Genomic DNA, 23,030 nt, shown 5'->3' with positions numbered 1-23,030 from the left:
GTGGCGGTTCGGCAATTGGTTGAGCTTAAATCACTGGGCCCAGTCATTTATGGAACGCCACAATGAAACCTTGCCCCAAGCGGTATTAAACACCCCCAAGCTAGTGGAATGGTCAAAGCCCCTGCCCAAATCCCAATGGGTTAACCCTCCCAAGCAATTGATACACTTGAACCAGCTTCTGGAAAAAGAATACGCGAAAGGTAACAAACCGCACGAGATAGATCTGTATGCAATCTATCAGCAGGTGGAAGCAAAAGAGAAAAAGCGGGCGTAAGTAGCGATCGGTTTGAGCAAAAGTGGATTTAAGGAACACTGGATTCAATAAACACAGGTATCAAGAAGCATTGCTATGTGAATTACTTTCAACTGTCTGGTTGGGAAGTGATTTAAGGAACATTGTTATGGAAAATGAAACCAAACGCATGTTGGCGATGGGCGAAAGAATGGAGCTGGACGGAGTTGAAACAATCGCTATGGAAAAAAGCACATCCCCCTGTTTAGCAGTGATTCGGGGCTGAATACCTCCTGAAAACCAATCACATCGGGCTGGTGCTCTGCCAGATAGCGACTGATCCAGCCCTGTTTCTTCTGCCATTGCTCCTGGCTGTAGATCCGGTCAAAGTCATAAAAAGCTGAGGGTGGCTCAAGATAATTAAATAAATTAAAAGTTGCGATCTTAATGGAACAGGCTGGATGTGAGCTGTGCGTAATATCTTGTGGCAAATCAGAAGTCTCGGTAGCAGTAGGAAACTAAGAGTTATTATTATAACTGAAATGGTCAAAAGACGTTATCCTTGGCAGACTTGAGACTGATATCGAGAGATAACGTCATTTTGAAGTAATCAATCTGTCGATTAGTCGTCAAATTTTCTTGGCATTTCAGGACGCATCATAAACGGATAGTACTATGGAAAGAGAGTTTATCGAGATTATCAAGATAGTGGGCTATGCCATAGAGGCATTCGGTGTGCTTGTCGTAATAATAGGATCTTTTTCAGCCACTGCGAACTTCCTGTTTACATTTAAAAAGCTCTCGGAGGGAAAAGCTTATAAGAACTATCGGCGCAATCTTGCGCGTTCTATTATCCTTGGTCTGGAGTTCCTCATCGCCGGAGATATAATCCGAACTGTCGTGGTTGCGGAGTCTATAGAAAACGTTGGTATACTGGCTTTAATCGTAATGATTCGGTCGTTTTTAAGCGTTACTCTGCATCTGGAGGTAGAGGGTCGTTGGCCTTGGCAAAAAGAAAGCAGTAATGGGAAAACAGATTAACCAAGTTCAAAAGTTATCGCGCTAAGACAGTAAAATGAGTATATAGGATGCGTTCTGATCTGCGTGGCTGGAAGGGATCGTTGCAACAATCCCTTTTTAATTGTCAATTGGAATAATGTTCATTTATTCGTCTTCAATTTCTATTTCTTCGATTATTATTTCATCATCTTCCATATCTTCCATATCTTCCATATCTTCCATATCTTCAGTTTCTTCTATTATCCCGTTTATCACTTGTTCCTCTTGGTCTGAAGAATTAGATTTATTGTGATTTTGAGCTGTTGAGTCAACAGCTAAGGTATATGAACTAAATAATGCGATGATAATACTGATGATGAGGCTCATCTTCATAAATACTATACTTAGTAGTGAAAATATCAGGGTAGTCTAAATATTTATTACAATATGTCTGTTTTATGAGAATAATTAAATAAAAGCCCTCATGAATATTAGATTTAGTCATAAAGTTAATGTAAATCATGATTATATGTATTTAAATAAAGCATTGTCGTCTATTCACAATATTATATCCCTTGAAATGAACATGGATAAATTATTGTGAATAAGCACTAAGAAGAGTGTTTCTATTTCAGATTACTATTTACAGCTTGCTATGTGCGTAGTGGGGTATATTGTGGTAAGGAATATACTTTCTGAATCCGCTATCGCGAAGATGGAGTTTGTATCAATGACTAAACCTGATCCCCAAAAGCCACTCAAACATCTGCGCGCTTCGGATATTAGAGGGATTGCTAAATTAGCCACGCAAGCGACGCTGGGAGTGACCCGTGTCGCAGAAGGTGTGCATCAGTCGGTATGGAGCACAATCGGCGTTCGCGGCGGTAAAGCGCCCGGGAAAACCCGCGGCATTACTGGCCTGGTTTACAAAAGTATTATCACGATCACGCAACTGTTGGGAAAGGGAAGCGATGCGGTATTGGCAAAGCTGCAGCCCCAGTTCGAATCTCTTGATCGTGGAAAATCCGGAACGCCTCAGCGCGAAGCGGTTCTTGCGGCGCTGAATGGTGTGATTGGTGACCGGCTGGTCGAAAGTGACAATCCGCTCGCAACCCCAATGACCTTGCGCTATCAGCGCAAAGCGTTGAACGGGCAGTCTATGTTATTAACTTCAGAGAGCACCCCGTTAATACCTGAAGCGACGGGCAAGATAGTGCTGATTATTCATGGTCTGTGTATGAATGATCTGCAATGGTCCGTGCAGGATCAAGAGCAGACACTCGACCATGGTGAGGCTCTCGCTTCATCTCTGGACTATACTCCGGTTTACTTGCGTTATAATTCCGGCCTGCATACGTCGCAAAACGGACGTGAACTTTCGGCCCAGCTGGAACTGCTGATCACCCACTGGCCCACACCGATAGAAGAGCTGACCGTAGTAGCCCATAGCATGGGCGGCCTGCTAACCCGCAGTGCGGTTCACTATGCAAATCAAGCTTCTTTAACCTGGCCAGAGTACCTGAAAAAGATCGTGTTTCTTGGTACACCACATCATGGAGCTCCGTTGGAGCGGGCTGGAAACTGGGTGGACATGATTTTGGGCAGTACACCTTATACTGCGCCTTTTTCCGCGCTTAGCGGATTGCGCAGTGCCGGTATTACCGATTTGAGGTATGGTCATGTCGTGGACGAAGACTGGAATGGTCACGACCGCTTTCACCGTAAACCGGATAACCGTCAGATTGTACCTTTGCCTGAGGGCGTGGCTTGCTATACGGTAGCCGCGACCACGGCAGCCAAACGCACTAGATTAGCGGATAGCCTGATTGGCGACGGCCTGGTGCCGTTACGCAGTGCTTTGGGCCAGCATAACGACACACAGCGAAATCTGGAATTTGAAGATGAATCGCAGTGGATTTTTTACCGTATGAATCACATGGACTTATTGAGCAGCCCCGACGTGACCCGTCTGTTGGTGCAGTGGCTGGCACCGAAAGAAGGCTAAGCTTGATATATTATGCTTTGTAAAATTTAGCACCTAATGCCTTTTTGTAAATTGAACTGGCTGGCATCACTCTGGATTCTGCATCTTGAGATAACTTGGGTATATGGTTTAGTACTTTGCTTGGCGTTGAAGAAAACCAGGCACAGCCGCTTTTGCCTTGCGTGAGACTTCTTGCATCAAAGAGAAGGAAGGGCCGGATAGTTGATACAGCTTATCCATATCCTCTAACATCAGTAGCCACAGTTTAGCCGTCACCTCTGAATCGGCCAATGCGCGGTGAAAAACGCCATCATTATTGATGTTCTTGTACTCAACTAAGCTGCCAAGTTTATGGTTAGGTGCGTGCGGGTAAAGGCGTCTGGCAATCAGCATCGAACAGGCAAATTCCCCTTCATAATCGCGCCGGATATTATTCAGTTCGGCGTCAAGAAAACGCTGGTCAAACGAAGCGTTATGAGCGACTAAATTGTGATCACCGATAAAATCAGCAAACTGATCCATGACTTCATCACAAGGTGGGGCCATTCGTAGCATGTTATTGGTAATGCCGGTATAGCGCTCAATAAAACTGCTAACCCGAAAGCCAGGGTTCATTAGCTGTTGAAAGCGCTCAACCACTTCTCCCTGCTCAATCAAAACCGCTCCAATTTCAATTGCGCGATCCCCCTGATTTGGCGATAAGCCGGTGGTTTCGAAATCGAGCACGATAACGGTATTTGCGGTTTGGGATGTTGTCACGATATAAAGCCCGTCGGTGTTATTCAGAAGTCGGCATTGTATAACGTCGAAATGCAGAGTTCACTCATCTTGAAGCGGTATGGAATTATTTTGGTATTTAGACAGTATTTCCTATTTTGATTGCTTACCTCTTTTATCAGCAGGTTTTGATTCATTGAGAAACTGTTTATGGGCTTTATTCATTGCCTTGATTCGTGAGGCTATCGCTCCGTTGATACTTTTCAGCGGGTATCTCTGCTTTGAATCCGGCTCGCCCATTTCGAGTCCGGTAAGCAGTTTTATGACCTGTTCGATATGGTCTACAGCCCAAATATGAAAACGATCTTCAGCGACGGCCTGACGGATCTCTTCATCAACCATCAGATGGACAAGATTGGTTTTGGGGATGATCACACCTTGGTCGCCTGTTAATCCGCTGGCATTGCAGATCTCGAAGAAGCCTTCGATTTTTTCATTGACCCCGCCGATGGCCTCGATATTGCCATGTTGGTCGATAGCGCCGGTGAGAGAAATATTTTGTTTCAGCGGGATCTGGGCGATGGCGGATAATAAGGCACAGAGCTCTGCTGCCGAAGCACTGTCGCCGTCTATCATGCCGTAGGACTGCTCAAAGGTCAGGGTGGCGGAAAAAGAGAGAGGCAGTATTTGCTCATACCGCTCGCGTAGAAAAGCCGTTAAGATCATCACCCCCTTGGAATGGCTAGGACCGCTTAAATCCACTTCGCGCTCAATGTTGATCACTTTCCCTTGGCCCAGATGGACCGTGGCAGTGATCCGACACGGACGGCCAAACATGGTTTCATCCACGCTGACTACCGCGAGCCCGTTAACCTGGCCGATTTTATTGCCGCTGGTCTCTATTACGCTGATCCCGCGATGAATATTTTCCGTGATACGCTCTTTAAGGTAACCTGTACGGTATTGCCTTGCCTTAATGGCCTGCTGTACTGTCTGAGCGTCGATCTGGTTATGGTTTTTCTGCTCTGCCCAGTAGTTAGCCTCCAGTAATAAACTGCGTAGGTTACCTCGGTGCAGGGACAGCTTTTCGCCATCGTCCATTTGCCGTGCGGAATATTCGATCACTTTTGCAACTGCGGCGCGATCCAGTGGCCGGGTGTTTTCTTCGATTTGCAGTGACTTGATAAACTGGCTGTAGAGTTGGCATGACTGGGGATCTCGATTGATCTCTTCTGAGCAGTCGGCCTGTACTTTAAACAGCTGAGCAAAATCCGGATCATAGTGTTTGAGCAGGTAATACATTATCCGATCCCCCATCAGGATCACTTTCACATCGAGCGGGATGATCTCAGGCTCCAGGGAGGCGATGGTGTTGATACTGAGAAACTGTTCGAGAGGTTGGATCCGGAGCTCTTTAGAAAGCAAGGAGCGTTTAAATACATCCCAGACAAAAGGTTTGTTTAACAGTTGAATAATATCAATCAGCAGGTAGCCTCCGTTGGCCCGGTGAAATGCGCCGGGTTTAATCAATGTGAAGTTAGTGACAAAGGTGCCAAACTCCCCCCGGTGTTCAATGCTTCCCACTAAGTTTACATAGCTGGGGTTGTCTTCATAAATAATGGGTATCCGCTCAGCTTTGCTGTTGTCGACAATGACGTTGATTTCATAGGCGGTGAAGGGATCAAAGATGGGTTTATGCCCGCTATATACTTCGACTTCAGTTTCAAGGGTGCCGCTAAAGAGCTTAATGTTATCGAGAACATGTTCCTTAAGGCTGGCGATATAGTCGTTAACGGCGTTAATTGCCAGCATATCTTCCGGTAAATGCCCGGTAAGGTAGTCAAGTGTTATACCGACAAACTCTCGTTCTAGCTGTTCTTTTTTGTCCCTCATCTCTTGATCCCATAATGGAACCTGGTTGAGCAGGTTGACCAGCAGCCGTCTCAGCTCTTCGATCGATTTATCAATCGCTTTCTGTTCTTTGACGGGGAGTACGGTAAATTCACTTTTAGTTATTATTTTACCGTCTTTTTCCGGTTGGATAAGGTAGCCAGTCTTAGACTTTTTTAACACACAGCCCTGTTTATTTGCTTTTTTTTCGATGGCTTGGAATGCTGCAATCTCCCTTGTATTTAATTCGTTTTGAAGTTGATCGGTACGACGGGTAAAATCTTCACTTTGTAACTGAGAAGGCACCGTATTTCTCAGCTCCTCAATCAGCTGTTTTATTTTATGTCGCAGTCGTTTTCCCATCCCCGCGGGTAATTGCATCGCCACAGGTTTTGTGGGTTCGCGGAAGTTATTGACATAACACCAGTCAGAAATCGCCTTATTCTTATCGTGGTGCTCGGTAAGAAGCTGTTGTGTCATGGCGTGTTTACCTAACCCGGTTGAACCCATGACATAGATATTGAATCCGCTAGAGGGGATACCAATACCCAACTTTATGGCTTCAATCGCGCGATCGAGCCCGAGGGGACTAGCAATCGGTTTGATTTCATCTGTGGTTTCAAAATCAAATAGTTCGGGGTCGCAGGCATGAAAAAGCTCCGTGGCAATGAGCTTTTTTGCTTCTGTCAGTGGGGGAGGGCTGCCGTTATTACAGCTATCGACCACCTTATTTCGCTGATTGACTGTTGGCGGTATTTCTTTCATTGGCGTACACCATAGGCTAATAGGAATTAAGGTGTATACCCAAGTATACTAACCAATAGCATTTTTTTCTGAATTTAATGAAGAGTTTAAAATTCATCTATTTCACCTATCCTTTATATACCCAAGTAAACTCTCGCTGAAACGAGCATCTTGAGGTTAGTTGGGTATAAGGAGGCCAATATGATTGAATTTGACAAACTATCCGATTTTTTTTCTGTCTTTTATGACTTTAAGCCCAGTGATGAAATTATCTACCTGGATTTTCACCTTCATACCACGGCATCAGACGGTTTTAATACCACGCCATTTTTTCTTGAATTCTTAAAGGATAAGAAACATCTCATTTCCATCACCGATCATAATGAGATCCGGGGAGCTGTGGCGGTTTCCGGCGCCGGGATCAACAATGTACCTGGTATTGAATTGGGTTGTGAGGATGGTTTTGAAATCCTGGTTTACTTCAGACAAATTCAGGCGCTTGAAGAGTTCTATATTCAGGAGGTCGAGGGCAATAAGCATCCTTACAGAATGGCCAGAACCAACAAAGATATTCACTATTTTCTTGATTTGCTCGAAGAAAGGGAGTGCCATATTTCTATTCCCCACATCAACGGTCTTGCGCAGAAAAATTATCTCAAGAACAAGACGTACATTAAAAGTGTTCTCAAAAGGGTCGATGCTGTGGAGACCTATAATCACGGATTGCCAAAAAGAAGAAATATTAATGCTCAGATCATAAGGGATCGGTACGATCTTGAGGCAACCTTTGGCAGTGATGCCCATATTAACCGCGAGTTGCTCTCTTTCTATCGTTTGCTTAACCAAGAGGAAAAACTCCATCAGCGTTTGATGGACAACCTCTATAAGCTACCGATGATTTCAGGCATTGCGCGTAAACATTTGATGCATATGGTAAAAAAAATCGATTGAATAAGCCGGGCTGGTGGGGCGACGCGTTAGTTAATGAGATTAGAACGGATAAACTTAGCCACTTATAATATCGTACCAAGTCTACTGTAATAATTGCATATAATCGTCAGCCATCGATTTCACTTCAAGATAAGACTGATACGTGAAGTAAGTTAAGACCGTGAGTCCTATTGTCACGACAATTTTCCATTTCAACGTTATGTTAGGAGACATCCAAACCAAAGGCAGTGCAAAAGGCCCGACAATAAAGATGATCAGCACGACAAACGACTTTTTGTGATACCACTTCTCAGTATTCATTTTTTTCAACATACTCCCGAATAAACTAATCAAAAAGAATTTTTTTACGTGATCCAGTAGCGTACTTCTTGATCATCAAGAAAGGCTTTGGCATTGTTACCGTGCAACATCGCAATCGTGCTTAAAATTCCCGCCTGAAGGCAATTACTGCCTGCTACCGTCACCTGAGCCGGCCCACCGGAGACAGGCCAGCCCGTGCGCGGATTCAGAATATGGCTATAGCGGATATTGTCTTTCAATAAATAACGGTGAGCATCGCCGCTGGTGGCAAGGCCGCCCTGGCTCAACATTAAAAAGCCACGTTTAGCTGAGCCTTTTGTTGACTCAAACCCAACTGACCAGCTTTGCCCCGAAACTTTTGGCTTGCTGACAGCAAGATCACCACCAAAATTTACCAGCACCGAAAGATCAGGAGCTAACCGGGCAAGTTCAGTGGCAACGCGATCGACGGCGTACTCTTTGCCAATACCGCCAAAATCGACTTCCATCCCACCCGGTACACTAATCGTATTGGCGTCAAAAGATATTTTCTTCCACCCGATATTGGGAAGTAGCCGATCAATTTGCTGCTGTGATGGCACATTGCCACTACCATCGAACTTCCAGGCATTTCTAAGCACGCCAGAAGTAAGGTCAAACAATCCATCGCTGATCTCAAAGCAGGTATCGGCAAAATTCAGCAAACTGAATGCTTCGGGATCGATCGCCACCGGTTTTCCGTTACTGTTGTTGATCTGATAGCACAAATTATCCGACCGGTATCGGCTGAACTTGGCTTCAATATCTGTTGCTATTCGCTGGGCACAATCAAGCAGCTCTTTGGCAAAGGAGTATTCACAAGGTTCAATCAGAACTTCACACAAACTGGCCATCGCGGTGAACGTTCCGCGCCAATGGCCATTTTTGCGTTCCAGTCGGTTTATGAGAGTATCCATGCTATTCGCTAAAAGTGATAATTTAACTGAAGAATAACAGCTTGCACATCCGGATACAGATCAAGTCCAGAAAGTTGCCCCGGCGCACTAAAGCCGGCATCTTCAGGCTGCTGCATGTAGTACTCAAACCGCACCGATACTTCCTGGCGATTGGCCAGCAACATGCCGTATTTTAGTCCAACAGTATAGGTATTCATTTTACCTAAGCGATAATCGGCACTTGCGTAAGCTGGTACTGATTCACCTTCCATCAGGAACGGCGCATAAAAATCCGCCTCTGATTGGCGATAGAAACGCAGATGCGGCTCCAGATAATGCCCCGCTCCAAACTGATAGTTATAGCGGAAATCGATGGTATGAGATTGTATCTCCCAATCATCAAACATATAGCGATAACCAATATCGAACACCTGTCCATTCAAATACGCTTTGGTCTGCCAAAACAGAGCGTGTTTGGTGCGAGAGTCAGGTCGATTCTCATAAAGGTTCTGTTGCACTGCGCCGTTATCATCAACCATACTGATCAGTTTGAATGGATCGGTCAGATAACCATCGATCTGAGCAAAGCTATAGTTCAGTGAAGTAATTAACCCGCGATTTATGACCTGACTGATACCAACGTTGAGTTCTGTGGTGGTTTTGGTATCGCTAGATTGGCCCCGCGTGGCATCAAAAGCTGCGCGATAAGCCGCTTCAGACGTAAAGTCATCTCGTAACACCATTGCAGTCAGTGGTTCAGGGATCCCCCCCTCCGGCTCAATGGTATCGAAGTATCCGCCGAGCCCCATAGTGAGTACGGTGTTATTTTGATTTAATGAACGACTAAATCCAACATTGGCTCCCAGTGATAAGTAGTCATACTCTTTGCTGATATGAACCCCGGTAGACCAATCCCAATCTCTGTTGATTGGTGACGCCCAGCCTGCATTTAACTGTACCCGCGTATCCTTGAAAGTATCATCTAGCGGTGTATCACCGGGGGCGACCGTATAGCTGCCATTGCCTGAAGGACGGGTAAAAGTTTGTGCTTCATTCTGCGGTACAGCGCCGGTTGGCGATGCCCCAGTGAGTGAATCCACGGTTAGTTTCAGACTCAATGTCTGATCATCGCCATTGGTTCGGGTTGCGCCAACCATTCCTTCAAGAGCACTAACACGGCTGTCGCCCTCACCGTAATACATAATTGCGGTATCATAATCCCACTCAGCTGCCGTGATATCTTCTTTTGCCTGCACAGTGGGATTGAGTAAAACTTGGCTGGCAACCGCTAAGGCTCCGCTGATCTTTCCCAGTTTGTTTAATTGCATCCGCAACCTCCTCCAGCACTTCCCCGTCCGCCACTGCTGGCTTCTTTACTGAAATAAATATGATCATCAAAGCTTTTATCTATCTCATTGGCTTGCAGCTCCATTCGGGGATCAGCCAACAGATCTCGCTCCCAAGGCTTGACGCCCAAGTTACTACACGAACAAAGAAATCCTACGCATCCGATCAGAAATAGCCTCTTAATAACAAGCATGAACACTCCTTGTGCCACCATTACTGGTAATGTTAATTATTGAGAAGTTGTGAAATCTGTTGTTTTAATTCTGCGCTCTGGCTGGTTTTAAAGCCAAGGTGCTGACCAACAATTTCACCATCTTTAATGAGATAACTGGTAGGCATTCCCGGTACCTGATAGGCGCTAGCAATATTGCCTTCGGGATCATACACAATAGTAAAGTTTGCAGGGGTATCCCTTAAAAAATTGTCGGCTTTACTGCGCTCTGCATCAACGTTGATCGCAACAACGGTCAGGCCTTTATTTCCAAATTCAGTCTGCAGCTGGTTCATAAACGGGAAAGAGTATCGGCAAGGGGTACACCAACTTGCCCAAAAATCAAGATAAACCCAGCCCTGCTTAGATAACTCGACCAATGAGGTTGCCGGTTGATTTGATGATGCCGGGATCTCAAAATCAGGCGCTGATTTTGGTGATGCCGAGGAAAAAAAACTGGATAAGACAAGGGTTAGTGCAACCAACCCAAGCGGTAGTTTGTTCATAAGGCAATCCCTGCTGTCAACGTGCAATGAATCGTAATAATATTTTGTTACAAAAAATCAGATAGCACAACCCATTAACAATGCATAGATTCGGAGCATCTTGCTAGTTATTTCAACAATGAGTCACTTCTGGCTGGTTGAATGATGATCATAGTTGATGAGTTGGGCTTGAGAAGGGGCAAAGGATCAGATCGGGATGTGTATTGCGATGCATTGTAATTAACAGAATTGATAGCTTATTAACAATGCCTGTCCTATAAGTTAAACGTTGGCATTAATAATGCCAGGGATATGGGCTCATTCTAGTGAGATATCTCAAGGCTTGGATGGTTACACGCCTGTTCAGGGATTAAATTTCTGATAGTAATAGATGAGAACCTGTCTATGAATCTTGAATATTTGACGGATATTATCATTCTGTTATCCGCGGCAGTCATTGCGGTACCTCTGTTTCAAGCTCTAGGTTTTGGCGCAATATCGGGTTTTCTGGTTGCGGGGATAGTATTAGGGCCATCAGGACTGGGATATATTCAGGATTACGCTGAGATTGCGCACTTCGCTGAGTTGGGGGTGATTTTCCTGTTATTTATCATCGGGATAGAAATTAACCCATCCCGTCTATGGAAGATGAAGGGATTGGTGTTAGGGCTTGGAACGCTTCAGGTTGTAATTACGGGTGGATTGATAACGGTAATAGCCCATGAACTCCTTAATGCTTCTTGGAGAATTTCGCTTTTAATCGGCGCGGCGTTAGCCCTTTCCTCTACGGCCTTCGTACTTCAACTGTTAACGGAAAGGAAGGCACTAGCATCAGAATATGGAAGACCTTCCGTTGCTGTCTTACTGTTACAAGACCTGGCGGTGGTTCCGCTGCTGGCTTTTGTTTCATTCATGGTCGCACCGGAATTAACAGTAGCAGAAGATGTTTTTCTGGCTTTGGCTGAAGCGATTACTCTTCTTTTGCTCGTTATTGTTGCTGCCCGATACATTTTGAGCCCTTTGCTTAAGATCGTTGTCCGGTTTAGTTCCCCTGAAATCTTTACCGCATCGGCTTTACTGTTGGTATTAGGCTCAGCACAGGCAATGGAAAGTATAGGGTTATCTATGGCCATGGGAGCATTTATCGCTGGTCTATTGATTGCCGATTCATCTTATCGCCACCAGATTACCGCCGAGATCCTGCCATTTCGGGGTTTATTGCTTGGACTGTTTTTTATGTCAATGGGCATGTCCCTAAATTTTGATCGATTTTTAGATAACGCCATTGTGCTATTAGGTATTGCAATGGCGTTGATGGTTATCAAGTTCTTGATTCTTTGGTTTTTGTCACGATTGTTTGGCATAAAGGCAAAACCCGCTATTTCGGTAGCCTTACTTTTGGCGCAAAGTGGTGAATTTGCATTGGTGTTATTTGCATTAGCTAAAAGTATGGGGCTTTTGGATGATATATTATTCCAACATCTTCTAATTGTTGTTTTGCTGAGCATGCTGGCAACACCTGCATTAGATAAATGGGCTAACCGGATTTATTTAGCTTCGCGTAGATGCATCACAGTTACGCCAGATCTGGATACTGGTAAGATAAGGTCAGATAATGCCGAGCAATATCCCAAGCCTGTTATTCTTGCTGGGTTTGGGCGTATGGGCCATAGGATCGGTTATATCTTGGATTTAATGGGAGTGCCTTATGTGGCAATCGACAGAGACGCAGCGCTTGTAGAGCGCGAACGTTCAGAAGGTAAGTGTGTGTATTTCGGTGATGTCCAGCGGCCCGAGGTGTTAAGAGCGGCGGGTGCAGCCGAGGCACCTTTTGTGATCGTTTCAATTGATGACGTGGATGTGGCAGAGCTGGTTGTAGCCTCTCTGCATAATTATTTTCCAGATATTCCTATTTTTGCTCGGGGTCATGACCTAATCAAGTGCCGTGATCTTAAGACGCTTGGTGCGCACTATATAGTTTCAGAGACCCTTGAGGCCAGTGCAGAACTCGCCCATGTTGCATTACTCCATATAGGCGCTGAAGACTCGGAAGTCGCCGTTGCCCTGGAACAGTTCAGGAAAGACTATTATGGACGAATCAACGAGGGGATACGTCGAGAGTAATAAGTAAAATTTCAAAAGGTGAGTCGTTTTATGGTAATTCGTTGTGTTAAGTCAGGACATTCTGCCTTGGTCGAGAGGTTCCTTACTGAGCTGAAACAGGCTTCCAAACAAGGATCGGTATTGGATCTGGCTTGTGGCAGCGGACGTAATGGTCTGTACCTGGCCCGGTTGGGTATTCCTGTTGTGTTTGCCGATCATGATGCCGATAAACTAAGTCAGATAGATAGCATTATTCAAACCGAAAAGCTTCCTGCCAAAACCTGGTTGGTCGATCTCGAAGCAGGAGAGCCGCTGGTGGATACAATGTTTGGAGCCATCATTGTCTTTCGTTACCTGCATCGGCCGCTTTTTAAGGGCATAAAAGCCAGTATCGCTGACAAGGGTTTAGTGATTTATGAGACTTTCAATGAGGTACAAAGAGCCTATGGCAGGCCTCATAATCCTCATTTTTTACTCCGGGAAAATGAGTTGGTAGAGCAGTTTGACGGCTGGCAGATCATTCACCAGTTTGAAGGCACTGTGCCCGAGCCGGAATGCTCAATTTCACAGATTGTTGCATTGCGCAAGCCGCGATAATTAATTTTATCACTATTCACTTAAATGGGTTAAAGACAGGCCACCGGTATGACCTGTCTTACCGGATTATTTACCTGCGATTTTTGCAGCAAGTAGACCCTGCATGGTGTAGATGTTTGTTTTGCCGTTAAACTCAAGTGCAATTGGCTCAGACTGACCTGATACCCAGACTTTCAGTTCCGCATCAAGGTCAAAATGTCCAGTAGACTCAACAGTATACATAGTGATGGCTTTGTAGGGGACAGAGCGGTATTCGACTTTCTTACCTGTTAGTCCTTGTTTATCGATGAAGATCAAACGCTGATCTGTCAGTACAATCATGTCACGGATCAGTTTGTAAGCGAGTTCAATTTGTTCCGATTGCCCCAGAATCGTTGATAGCTCTTCGGTTGCATCAGCAATACTCATCTCGCCAGCATTGCCCAATAGTGCATTAAATAGTCCCATTATTGAGATCCTTCTTAATTATGTTCATCAAGACTATCAGGTAAAACTGTATTAAATACAACAACCGTTTCAGCAGCTACCATCATGTAAACAAGGTTAGAGCAACGTTGTAAATGGCCGGAAGGTGATTAATTTTGCCGAGAAACAGGATACGTTTACACGGTAAGCAAAAATTCTCATCCCATTTAAGTTCGAGTTAGCCTCTTATTTCTGAGTCGCCTTAAACCCTACGTTTCAGACATATTATTTAGCTGAATTAGCTTTTCAATGAGGGAGAGCAGTGCAGGCTATAGTTAAGGATATGCTTAACGATTATTGTCGTTTAGATAATGACCACAGATGGGAAAGGGTTTTAAACGATGGGAAATGATAAAGTTAGAAAAGCCGTACGCCAAACTTATGGCAAGATAGCCAAACAGAAAAAAGGCTGCGGATGCTGTTGTGGAGGACATGTTACTTCTGAGGATACTTCACGCGACCTGGGTTATTCAGATGAAGATGTAACAAGTGTACCTGAAGGCGCTAACATGGGGTTGGGTTGTGACCCCTCACAATGTGTGTAAGTTAATTAATAGACTAATGCACTCAACAACGCCAGACAGGTGTCTATTGTGTGGCTCTGCTAGTACCTTGACTCATATTATGATTGATTGAGCATATTAATTCTTTATCGATGCAGCCAAACAGTTGTTATCCCATCGAAACCGCCAGACAGTAGACTTACAAACTTGCTCATGACTTACCTGGCGGTTATCAGGGATCGATTTTTGGTGACGTTTGAAGGTTTAGTGGGCCAATTTGGTCAACACTTGCTTCAACAGACAGATCCTTGGCTCAATTGAACTCAGCTCCAAATATTCATCTGTACTGTGGAAAGCGCCGCCAATCGGGCCGAAACCGTCAAGGCTTGGAATTCCCAGCGCAGCCGTATTGTTCGCATCGGAACCACCACCTACCGCCTGCCACGCGACTTTTACACCAGTTTCTTCACCAGCTTGTTCAACTAGCTTCATCAGGGATTCAGTATCGGTTGAAGGTACCATCGCTGGCTTATGAGCAACTCGTTCTGCCGTAGTTGTGACACCGTCTATAAATGGTTTTTTTGTCAAGCTGAGTAACTTTTTGTCCGCTTCGGCATATTCATTGTTATCCCAAAAACGGACATCAACAATAGCTTTGGCATGATTGGCGACGACATTTGCCCCGCTCCCGCCACTGACAATACCGACATTAAAGGTAGTACCTGATTCAAAGTTAGTCATTTGATCTATGGCAACAATCCAGTTAGCCATTTCGGAGATGGCACTGCGGCCGTTTTCAGGCTCGTTACCTGCGTGGGCAGCTTTACCAGTAAAGTTAAGCTCATAGTGAGCCATACCCTTACGAGCTTTAACCAAAGAGCCGTCAGCACGTGCAGCTTCTGCAACCAGTACGTTTGTTGACTGTTTTGCTACGCTTGCCAACCACTTTGAAGAATAGATTGAGCCGATTTCTTCATCCGGATTCATACACACGCACAGTGAGAGTTTATCTAATACATGGTGATCAAGCTGACGTAAGGCATAGATAATAGTGAGTAATCCAGATTTCATATCGGAAACACCAGGCCCGTAAGCACGATCACCTGTAACAGTCATCGGTCTTTCAGCTGCTGTGCCCTCAGGAAATACCGTATCCATGTGACCAATCAACATGACATCGATATTCTCTGCTTCTGGTTTGTTTCTGATCTCCAAGCCACAGCCTGCATCACCTAAATCAATACGTTTAATAGTCCATCCCAGCTGCTGATATTTTTCAGAAAGAATGGTGGCGACCTTTTCTATTCCGGACTTGGTAAGTGTACCGCAGTCTAGATCGATCAAAGGACGTAGTTCATCTAGGTAGGATTGAAGTGAAAAACTCATAGAAACTCCAAAGTTACAGCTAAAAGCAGTAACAAAAAGGGATTAAACAGTAAGATGCAGGGGCGGAACTTCACCCCTGAATATTTTGTAAAAAGGAATTGCGTTATAAAAAAATGTTCATAAAGAACATGGCAATGAAAGCATTGAGAACAGACAAGCCAATCATGACAGGAATAAGTCGGCCTTCGGTGCCAATTACACCCAGTACACGACCAGCATATTGAATTTGTGAACCCATTAGGTAAATGGCCGGAGCAAGGATCGCAATGTGTTCGCCGGTCAGTACACCTGAGTCGAATAAGGTGATAACCACGCCGACTGCACCGCCCATCGACATCCAGGCACCCATCAGCACTGCTGCAGCTTCACCGGGAAGGCCAACAAGCCCCATGATCGGAGAGAAAACACTGCCCATAAGATCAAGTAATCCGGTAATTTGCAATGCTTTAATCACCACAAAAGCCATCAGTACATTAGGAACGGTACTGGTTACTGCAATATTCCAACCCTTACGAGCGCCTGCGACGAAAACGTCTGTAATCATCGGTTTCTTTGCTAATTCAGACATTATGCATTCTCCTCTTGAAGGGATTTTTTGGTGTTCTTCGCTTCAGTCATATTCAGGTAAAGGCGCATCATATTGGCTCCAAAAATTTTCAACACAAACATCACCATCAGACACAAGCCAATTGAAGCTGGAACAGCAACGGAGCCATCAACCGCTGTCAGGGTAAATAACACTGCGCCGGAAGAGAAAAAGTTAACAATGGTTGCGCCCGCAGAGAATTGGAACATAGTAAATACGTCACCTTCTTTTTTGCTGAGCTTACCTTCATCGATGAGTGCGCGCGTCATGGATGCACCGGCATCGGTAGATTGCAGCGACGCAATCAGTGCCAGACCGCTATCACCCGGGATCCCCATCAGTGGTCGGAGAAGAGGGGTAAGTAATTTTCGAGCAGCATCTAGCGCACCGTAGTGCTCTAAAACCTGGATCATCGCTAGTGCAAACATAACAGTCGGGATCAGCGTAAAGGCGAAAATAAAGCCATCACGGGCACCGCTGCCTCCTTTACCGCGCAGGGTATAAGTTGCAGTTTGGATTCCCTCTGCAGTTTCCTGCACTTTATACACCACCTTCCCGAATGAGCCGTTTAGAGTGGTGAAATCAAATACGCCATACCATTCGCTAGACTTCATCAGCCCGGAGAAAAAGACGGCAGCAAAAGCCAGTGCAATGTAACAGCCTATGGTTACTTTGCGGCTTTGCGGAGCTTTATCACTCATAAAAAAATAACCTCGTTATCATAATGTTGAAGGGGGAATAACGTAAACACGAAGCCATTCTGAGCTATGCCGATAAAGTATTATTGACTGGGATCAAACTAATTAATCTATAGGAAACACTGTTAATATAATTGTGATTAATGCTTATGTTTTGTCTAATTTATTGAGGTGAAAGAGTTTTCTTCTTATTTTGTGACTTTTTACTCTTTTTGTATAATTCTGAATATGATATGTAATTTAGTGATTTAATCTGAAAGGTTTTCGGGTGTTGAAGTAAGTGGTGAATGATGCTGAAATTTTGTCGCATATATATTCGAACCATTTTCTTGTTAAGAGAAAGACAGAAGCTATCTTTGAGTTTGAATCCTTAAATCGAGCTGATGAAAATATTGCTGGGCTGTGTGTGACAGATGAAAGTTGGTCATTGCTGTAGAAAGACTTCAATGGTTGCAGATAGGGGAGGGAGTGGTTGATTGCTTTATTTTGCTGTCATTTTTAGCATTGGAAAGACAACGGCCCGTTAGCTTGGGCCGTTGCTAACTGTCATTAAGAGATGTAAGAAGATTATGGATTCATCTCGTATTGATCTTTGGTGACATAAACATAATTATTCAGCACGCGCTGATAGCGTTCATTGTCCACAGTCGGACGTTTGATCATACGGCCACAAATTTTCTGCTGCAGTAGCGTTGCGCTCGATTTGGCACCGAGCTGTAGGGCAAATTTTGAGAAATCACGAATAATAAAGTCAAAGATTTGCTCGACCATATCATCATCGAGATCGATCAGTTTGGCTTTTTCCAAAATCAATTGCCCGTAAACCACCAATGTAAACAGCTCGCCGAGATTTAACAGAAAATCGAAGTCCTTTTTCTGCTCTGCGGTAGGTTTACCCACAAGTAACAGGATCTTCAGCAGGCGGATCTGTTTTTTAAACAGATTAACGTTGGGTAAATCCACTTTAGCGTAAACCTTACGATAATCATGGAAGCGAGTTTTACCTAACCCTTTGGTTGCGCCCTGATTAAACAAAAAATCATCATTGGTCGCTTGATCCATTTGCGGGATATCCGCAAACTTACCCGGTTTAAAGAAGTAGTTACCCATAAACTTCAATATTAACGCCATATTGACGTGTACTGTGCCTTCCAGTTTTGGCAGGGCGCGAATATCCCTGACCGCCATCTCGAAGTACATATTCTTCTCAAACCCTTTGGCGGCCATAATATCCCATAACTGGTTCATTACCTCTTCACCCTGGGTCGTCACTTTCATTTTGACCATCGGGGTAAATAACAGATAACGCCGATCGTCCGGTCCCGCAGCGCGCATATAATCGATCGCTCGCTGGGCAAATAGCTTCATTGCGGCAAGGCGGGCATAGGCTTCGGTAAATAATAGTTTGATGTGGACAAAATCGGTCACATAGTGATCAAATAACCGGCGGTGAGAAGCATGGTTTATTGCTTCGTAGAAGGCGTGGGTACAGATACCGATAGATGCCCAGCCAAGGTTGAATTTGCCGACATTAACGGTATTGAGCGCCATATCCCAGGCATCCCGCCCTTTTGCAAGAATGTCTTCTTCGCGGATAGGGTAGTCATTAAGGCGGTATTCGGCCACATAGTTTTGAGAGTTAACAACATTCTGAACTAATTCATAGTTGTCGTGTTGGGAGTCCACCACAAAGAAGACGTACTCGTCGGTATCAGATAGCTTACCAAAGGTGGAAACCAGTGCTGCCTTATTCCCATTGCCTATGTAGTATTTGCTGCCGTTAGCCCTATACGTGCCATCTTCCTGTGGCGTCAGGTACATGTCACTGGCGTAGATATCGGCGCCATGTTCTTTTTCTGAGAGGCCAAAAGCGAATATGCCGCCTTCTTTGAGTAACTTGACGGCTCTTTGTTTGACCTTTTCATTGTCACTGATCCAGATCGGCCCCAGACCTAAAATGCTAACCTGCCAGGTATACCAGTGCGCCAGCCCATAAAAGCCAAGTACTTCGTTCAGGGCGCAGTTGCGGAATGTATCCCAGCGGGCATCTTTATTGCCGTAAGCGTCGGGAGTCAGAAAAGTGGCAAACAGCTGTTCTTTTTTCACAAACTCTAAAAAATCCGCGTACCAAAGGCGTTCATGATCATCTTCTTTGAGTTTGGCTTTGCCCCGTTGCTCAAAGAAGGCAATGGTGCTTCTAATTAATTTTTGTGAAGCTTCATCCAGCTGGCCATAATTTTCAGTTTTTGGGTTAAGTAACACTCCTTTCGTTATTGCAGTTGAATGATGCCGGACAGGTTGTTTCTTGAAAAAGAAATTTTTTGGCAGGTTTAACATTTTCATTGGAGGGCTCCCAATCGCCGTTAAGACATTGCATCCTAAAATAAAGTTAACGTTACAGTGTGTTAACGTCATTAACATTAAACCAAGAAAAGAACTGTCACATGAGTAATAACTCTAATGCGGGGTGGTGGTCACATTTTAATCAAAATAAATGGCTGTTCAGTGATCGCGATTCGCGCTGATAATCTGATTTCTTCGATTGCTAAATCGTCAATACCTGCTGTTTTATATTCACTTATGTTCATTATATCCATATGATAAGAGGGATTTAATACATAGAGGATAGGGAGTCCCATGGAAAACACTTTTGAACACGATCTTCCTGATGCTAAAGGGTATTTCGGTGAGTACGGTGGTAGTTTTATTCCGGAAGAGTTGCAGCTTGTAATGGATCAAATTACGGCATCTTATTCTGCATGCCGCAAAGATCCTGAATTTCGCGCAGAATTGGCTCGTTTGTATAAACATTTTGTCGGGCGTCCCAGCCCTATTTTTCACGCGCAGAATCTTTCTGAGAAATATGGCACTGATATTTATCTCAAACGTGAAGATCTCAACCATACCGGTGCCCATAAAATTAATCATTGTCTCGGTGAAGCATTGCTGGCAAAGAAAATGGGCAAGAAAAAGCTGATTGCAGAAACGGGTGCCGGACAGCACGGTGTGGCGCTAGCAACAGCCGCGGCATTGGTTGGGCTGAAATGTGATATCTATATGGGAGAAGTTGATATTGCTAAAGAGCATCCGAATGTCGTCAAAATGCGTATTTTAGGTGCGAATGTGATCCCGGTTACTCATGGTCGTAAGACCCTGAAAGAAGCCGTAGATGCCGCGTTTGCTGCTTACCTTAGTGATCCGGTCACTCAGTTATATGCCATTGGTTCGGTGGTGGGGCCTCATCCTTTCCCGATGATGGTGCGCGATTTTCAGTCGATCATCGGTAATGAAGCCCGTGAACAGTTCCAGGAAATGACCGGACAGTTGCCAGATAATCTGGTTGCCTGTGTCGGTGGTGGCTCGAATGCGATGGGGCTGTTCAGTGCCTTTTTGCAAGACGAGCAGGTTGCGCTTCACGGTGTTGAGCCAGCAGGGCACACATTAAAAACGCCGGGTGAGCACGCGGCAACCCTAACTTTAGGTGAACCCGGGGTTATGCACGGCTTTAAGTCTTACATGCTTAAAGATGATCAAGGTGAGCCTCAGGAAGTCTATTCCGTTGCCAGTGGGTTGGATTATCCGGCCGTTGGACCCCAACATAGTTACCTGAAAGATCTTGGCCGTGCTGAATATGGCACCGTTGACGATGATGAAGCGATTGCTGCATTTTTTGAGCTGTCGCGTTCAGAGGGCATTATTCCCGCCATCGAATCGTCCCACGCGATCGCTTATGCCATAAAATTGGCTCAGCAAGGTGTGAAAGGCAGTATTCTGGTGAACTTATCCGGACGGGGCGACAAAGATATCGATTTTGTTGTTGAACATTACGGTAAAGATTACGACATTGAGTCTCTGTTATAGCCAATAACATGAGCTTGTATTAAGACCTTTAAAAATCGCCTTTTATAGAGGCGGTTTTTATTCGTAGTGGCGATTATGCCTATATTTTTTAACTCATTGGTATGTAACAAGTTATATTAATTTTTATCAGATTTAGAGTCGATTCACACCAATTGAAGCAAGTATCAGTCCCAGTATTTGATGGTTATGCTATCGTTCTCACATTCAAGTGATGTAATTAAAATGGTGGAAAGGGATATGAGAATTATATTGTGCTGCGGTGGTGGATTCTCGACCAGTATACTGGCAAAGAGAATGAGAGCAGAGGCAAAAAACAGAGGGATAGAGTGTACAGTTGATGCATTTGCCGAGATTGAAATGAATGATCAAATGAAAAATTGTGATGTTTGCCTAATAGGACCTCAGATTAGTTTTTATGAAGATAACTTGCAGAAAATAGCCAGTAAATATGGTACGCGAGTCGCGGTTATCCCTAATATGATATACGGTATGATGAAAGGAGATGAGGCATTAGACCAAGCTCTATCTCTTATTTCAAATGAAGTTATTAACAGTAATTAGCTTGTTCCGTTATATCGCTGTTTTCATCTAAGATCTGTTTATCTTTCAACCGCTGTAATATTGAGATAAAAAGCCCCCTAGAGTCGGATGTGGAATCTACTACTTTAATCACAGTATGTAGGACATGTTTCTCTATATTCTCACCGGCTGTTGTTACTTTACGATGCTAAGGAGAGCGGAGAATGAATCTGGAACAGCAACGTCATCGAGATCAGCAAACGTTTATAGAGAGCGGGCAGAATATCGAAGTCGGCACCTTGCAAGGCTTTCCGTTAACACTGGCACAACTCAAAGCCATATCTGTTGAATCAATCTATGTGGTAGAAACATTTAATTCCGGTCTCACCGCGGTGGTTTATCATCTGCGAATTAACGACCAAAGCTGGACGTTGAAATTAAAAAGGGAAGTCAGTTTGGTCAATAATATTGATGGCCAAACATCCTTTTTAAACGAAGTTCAGCGCAGGCGAGATCTGACCGAACTGAAACAACGTTATCCCGAATGCTTAAAGCATATCGTCGATACCCAATTTGCCTCATTCAGAGACGGTATTATTCTGTCACCGTGGGTTGAAGGTAAACCGTTACCCACATTAAATCGCGATGTATTCCAACAGATTTTTTCTACCATAGTAAACCTTGAACTGAGTGGACTGTTCGAGTGGGATTTCTGTCCGGGCAACATTTTACTCGATACCCAAAACGAGATAAAACTGTTCGACTTTGGTTATATGTATCAATTTGATCCTAAGACTCACTTTAATAGCAATGGTCAAGATACGCCGCTATTTCATGGCATAGAGCGGTTCGAAACCCGTTTCTTTTTTGATTTTTTACTGAAAAACCCACTCAATCTATCTACAGAGGCATTATTTGAGCTGTATAAGCTCGAAAAACAGTGTGCGCTACAAGCCTATCAGAAGAAACTACAACGGCTTGTTGAACTCGGCGCAGACGCGAGTGTGATTACCTGGCAGCAGGCAATTAATCATCGTTGGCAGGCTGCACTGGGTAATGAGGTTACTTTGCGAGAGTTATATCTTGCAGAAACCTACCGTTCCAATGTTCTTGATCTACTCGATGATTTACACGGCCAGTCTTGCACTCCCTATACCTTGAAAAAAGCGGATTTAGCTCTGAAGCTAATTGACAACAACTTCGATCAATTACGTGCTGGAGACGTCTTCTTCTTGGGCGATGAAACACTGAACAAAAGCGAACTGATTGCAAAGTACAGCCAATTTAGAAAAGATGCTGTGCATTTTCAGTTAAGCTAAATTATCTGGTTTACATGTCATCTATGAGTGCCAGCGAAGCGGCTGGCCCTTGTCATAATCTGAAATTTAACAGTATCTGCTTGAATATCCTCTAAACTATCATGACAATAACGCATTCATTCTTCACGAAATTATTTAAACGACAGGCTTGATTGATCGTAAAACAAACAGTAAGAAAGGTGTGCATTCCTCCCCTGTCGGCTATTAAGTTGTTGTTAT

The 23,030-nt window shown here is 44.4% G+C and carries 21 protein-coding genes and 1 pseudogene; 9 read left to right on the top strand and 13 right to left on the bottom strand.

Annotated elements, in window-relative coordinates; genetic code table 11:
- Nucleotides 1-274, top strand: a pseudogene (locus AC2204_RS15145) (hypothetical protein); the annotation flags it as partial.
- Nucleotides 275-907: 633 nt separating this feature from the next.
- Nucleotides 908-1,273, top strand: a complete 366-nt coding sequence (locus AC2204_RS15140; protein ID WP_318926512.1) for a DUF1622 domain-containing protein — start codon at nucleotides 908-910, stop codon at nucleotides 1,271-1,273.
- 123 nt (nucleotides 1,274-1,396) lie between these two features.
- Here the strand turns inward: AC2204_RS15140 and AC2204_RS15135 are convergent, their stop codons facing one another.
- Nucleotides 1,397-1,618, bottom strand: coding sequence for a hypothetical protein (locus AC2204_RS15135; protein WP_318926511.1), 222 nt, complete (start codon nucleotides 1,616-1,618; stop codon nucleotides 1,397-1,399).
- A 343-nt stretch (nucleotides 1,619-1,961) separates the two neighbouring features.
- On the opposite strand from AC2204_RS15135, the gene AC2204_RS15130 reads away from it, so the two are divergent.
- Complete coding sequence (locus tag AC2204_RS15130) at nucleotides 1,962-3,236, top strand: PGAP1-like alpha/beta domain-containing protein (protein WP_318926510.1); 1,275 nt, start codon at nucleotides 1,962-1,964, stop codon at nucleotides 3,234-3,236.
- Nucleotides 3,237-3,344: 108 nt separating this feature from the next.
- Here the strand turns inward: AC2204_RS15130 and AC2204_RS15125 are convergent, their stop codons facing one another.
- Both AC2204_RS15125 and AC2204_RS15120 read right to left on the bottom strand, forming a co-directional pair.
- Nucleotides 3,345-3,974: a 3'-5' exonuclease gene (locus tag AC2204_RS15125; protein ID WP_318926509.1), complete on the bottom strand. Its 630-nt coding sequence runs from the start codon at nucleotides 3,972-3,974 to the stop codon at nucleotides 3,345-3,347.
- Nucleotides 3,975-4,085: 111 nt separating this feature from the next.
- Nucleotides 4,086-6,587, bottom strand: coding sequence for a Lon protease family protein (locus AC2204_RS15120; protein ID WP_318926508.1), 2,502 nt, complete (start codon nucleotides 6,585-6,587; stop codon nucleotides 4,086-4,088).
- A 180-nt stretch (nucleotides 6,588-6,767) separates the two neighbouring features.
- On the opposite strand from AC2204_RS15120, the gene AC2204_RS15115 reads away from it, so the two are divergent.
- Nucleotides 6,768-7,517: a PHP domain-containing protein gene (locus tag AC2204_RS15115; protein WP_318926507.1), complete on the top strand. Its 750-nt coding sequence runs from the start codon at nucleotides 6,768-6,770 to the stop codon at nucleotides 7,515-7,517.
- 81 nt (nucleotides 7,518-7,598) lie between these two features.
- Here AC2204_RS15115 and AC2204_RS15110 read toward each other — a convergent pair whose 3' ends face one another.
- From AC2204_RS15110 to AC2204_RS15090, 5 genes are read right to left on the bottom strand one after another with little or no spacing between them, the layout of a single operon-like run.
- Entirely contained in the window at nucleotides 7,599-7,817 is a 219-nt protein-coding gene (locus AC2204_RS15110; RefSeq protein ID WP_318926506.1) for a hypothetical protein, read from the bottom strand.
- 44 nt (nucleotides 7,818-7,861) lie between these two features.
- Entirely contained in the window at nucleotides 7,862-8,752 is an 891-nt protein-coding gene (locus AC2204_RS15105) for an FAD:protein FMN transferase (protein WP_318926505.1), read from the bottom strand.
- An 8-nt stretch (nucleotides 8,753-8,760) separates the two neighbouring features.
- On the bottom strand, nucleotides 8,761-10,059 hold the full coding sequence (locus AC2204_RS15100; RefSeq protein ID WP_318926504.1) for a DUF3570 domain-containing protein: 1,299 nt from the start codon (nucleotides 10,057-10,059) through the stop codon (nucleotides 8,761-8,763).
- Nucleotides 10,050-10,271, bottom strand: a complete 222-nt coding sequence (locus AC2204_RS15095) for a DUF4266 domain-containing protein (protein ID WP_318926503.1) — start codon at nucleotides 10,269-10,271, stop codon at nucleotides 10,050-10,052. The genes AC2204_RS15100 and AC2204_RS15095 overlap by 10 nt, the downstream gene beginning before the upstream one ends.
- Before the next feature lie 32 nt (nucleotides 10,272-10,303).
- Nucleotides 10,304-10,795: a TlpA family protein disulfide reductase gene (locus AC2204_RS15090; protein WP_318926502.1), complete on the bottom strand. Its 492-nt coding sequence runs from the start codon at nucleotides 10,793-10,795 to the stop codon at nucleotides 10,304-10,306.
- A 384-nt stretch (nucleotides 10,796-11,179) separates the two neighbouring features.
- Between AC2204_RS15090 and AC2204_RS15085 the strand changes: the two genes are divergently transcribed.
- Together AC2204_RS15085 and AC2204_RS15080 are read left to right on the top strand one after the other, a co-directional pair.
- Nucleotides 11,180-12,898, top strand: coding sequence for a monovalent cation:proton antiporter-2 (CPA2) family protein (locus tag AC2204_RS15085; protein ID WP_318926501.1), 1,719 nt, complete (start codon nucleotides 11,180-11,182; stop codon nucleotides 12,896-12,898).
- A 30-nt stretch (nucleotides 12,899-12,928) separates the two neighbouring features.
- The gene (locus AC2204_RS15080) at nucleotides 12,929-13,474 is read left to right on the top strand and encodes a class I SAM-dependent methyltransferase (RefSeq protein WP_318926500.1); all 546 of its coding nucleotides are present in this window, start codon (nucleotides 12,929-12,931) and stop codon (nucleotides 13,472-13,474) included.
- Between the two features lie 66 nt (nucleotides 13,475-13,540).
- Here AC2204_RS15080 and AC2204_RS15075 read toward each other — a convergent pair whose 3' ends face one another.
- The 5 genes from AC2204_RS15075 to AC2204_RS15055 form a co-directional block, all read right to left on the bottom strand.
- A complete protein-coding gene (locus AC2204_RS15075) occupies nucleotides 13,541-13,921 on the bottom strand; it encodes a PH domain-containing protein (RefSeq protein WP_318926499.1) in 381 nt (126 codons plus the stop codon).
- 785 nt (nucleotides 13,922-14,706) lie between these two features.
- On the bottom strand, nucleotides 14,707-15,828 hold the full coding sequence (locus AC2204_RS15070) for a M20 family metallopeptidase (RefSeq protein ID WP_318926498.1): 1,122 nt from the start codon (nucleotides 15,826-15,828) through the stop codon (nucleotides 14,707-14,709).
- A 103-nt stretch (nucleotides 15,829-15,931) separates the two neighbouring features.
- A complete protein-coding gene (locus tag AC2204_RS15065) occupies nucleotides 15,932-16,396 on the bottom strand; it encodes a YjiG family protein (protein WP_318926497.1) in 465 nt (154 codons plus the stop codon).
- Entirely contained in the window at nucleotides 16,396-17,115 is a 720-nt protein-coding gene (locus AC2204_RS15060) for a nucleoside recognition domain-containing protein (RefSeq protein WP_318926496.1), read from the bottom strand. The genes AC2204_RS15065 and AC2204_RS15060 overlap by 1 nt, the downstream gene beginning before the upstream one ends.
- A gap of 564 nt (nucleotides 17,116-17,679) precedes the next feature.
- A complete protein-coding gene (locus tag AC2204_RS15055; RefSeq protein ID WP_318926495.1) occupies nucleotides 17,680-19,455 on the bottom strand; it encodes an acyl-CoA dehydrogenase family protein in 1,776 nt (591 codons plus the stop codon).
- A gap of 294 nt (nucleotides 19,456-19,749) precedes the next feature.
- Here AC2204_RS15055 and trpB point away from each other — a divergent pair, with 294 nt between their 5' ends.
- The 3 genes from trpB to AC2204_RS15040 all read left to right on the top strand — a co-directional run bounded on the left by trpB (nucleotide 19,750) and on the right by AC2204_RS15040 (nucleotide 22,811).
- A complete protein-coding gene (trpB, locus tag AC2204_RS15050; RefSeq protein WP_318926494.1) occupies nucleotides 19,750-20,973 on the top strand; it encodes a tryptophan synthase subunit beta in 1,224 nt (407 codons plus the stop codon).
- A 237-nt stretch (nucleotides 20,974-21,210) separates the two neighbouring features.
- Complete coding sequence (locus tag AC2204_RS15045) at nucleotides 21,211-21,534, top strand: PTS sugar transporter subunit IIB (protein ID WP_318926493.1); 324 nt, start codon at nucleotides 21,211-21,213, stop codon at nucleotides 21,532-21,534.
- 182 nt (nucleotides 21,535-21,716) lie between these two features.
- Nucleotides 21,717-22,811, top strand: a complete 1,095-nt coding sequence (locus tag AC2204_RS15040) for a protein kinase family protein (protein ID WP_318926492.1) — start codon at nucleotides 21,717-21,719, stop codon at nucleotides 22,809-22,811.
- Nucleotides 22,812-23,030 lie beyond the last annotated feature (219 nt).

The organism is Photobacterium sp., assembly GCF_057456235.1.
Note: the sequence above shows the minus strand (reverse complement) of the source record. Positions and strands in the feature narration are given on the sequence as shown.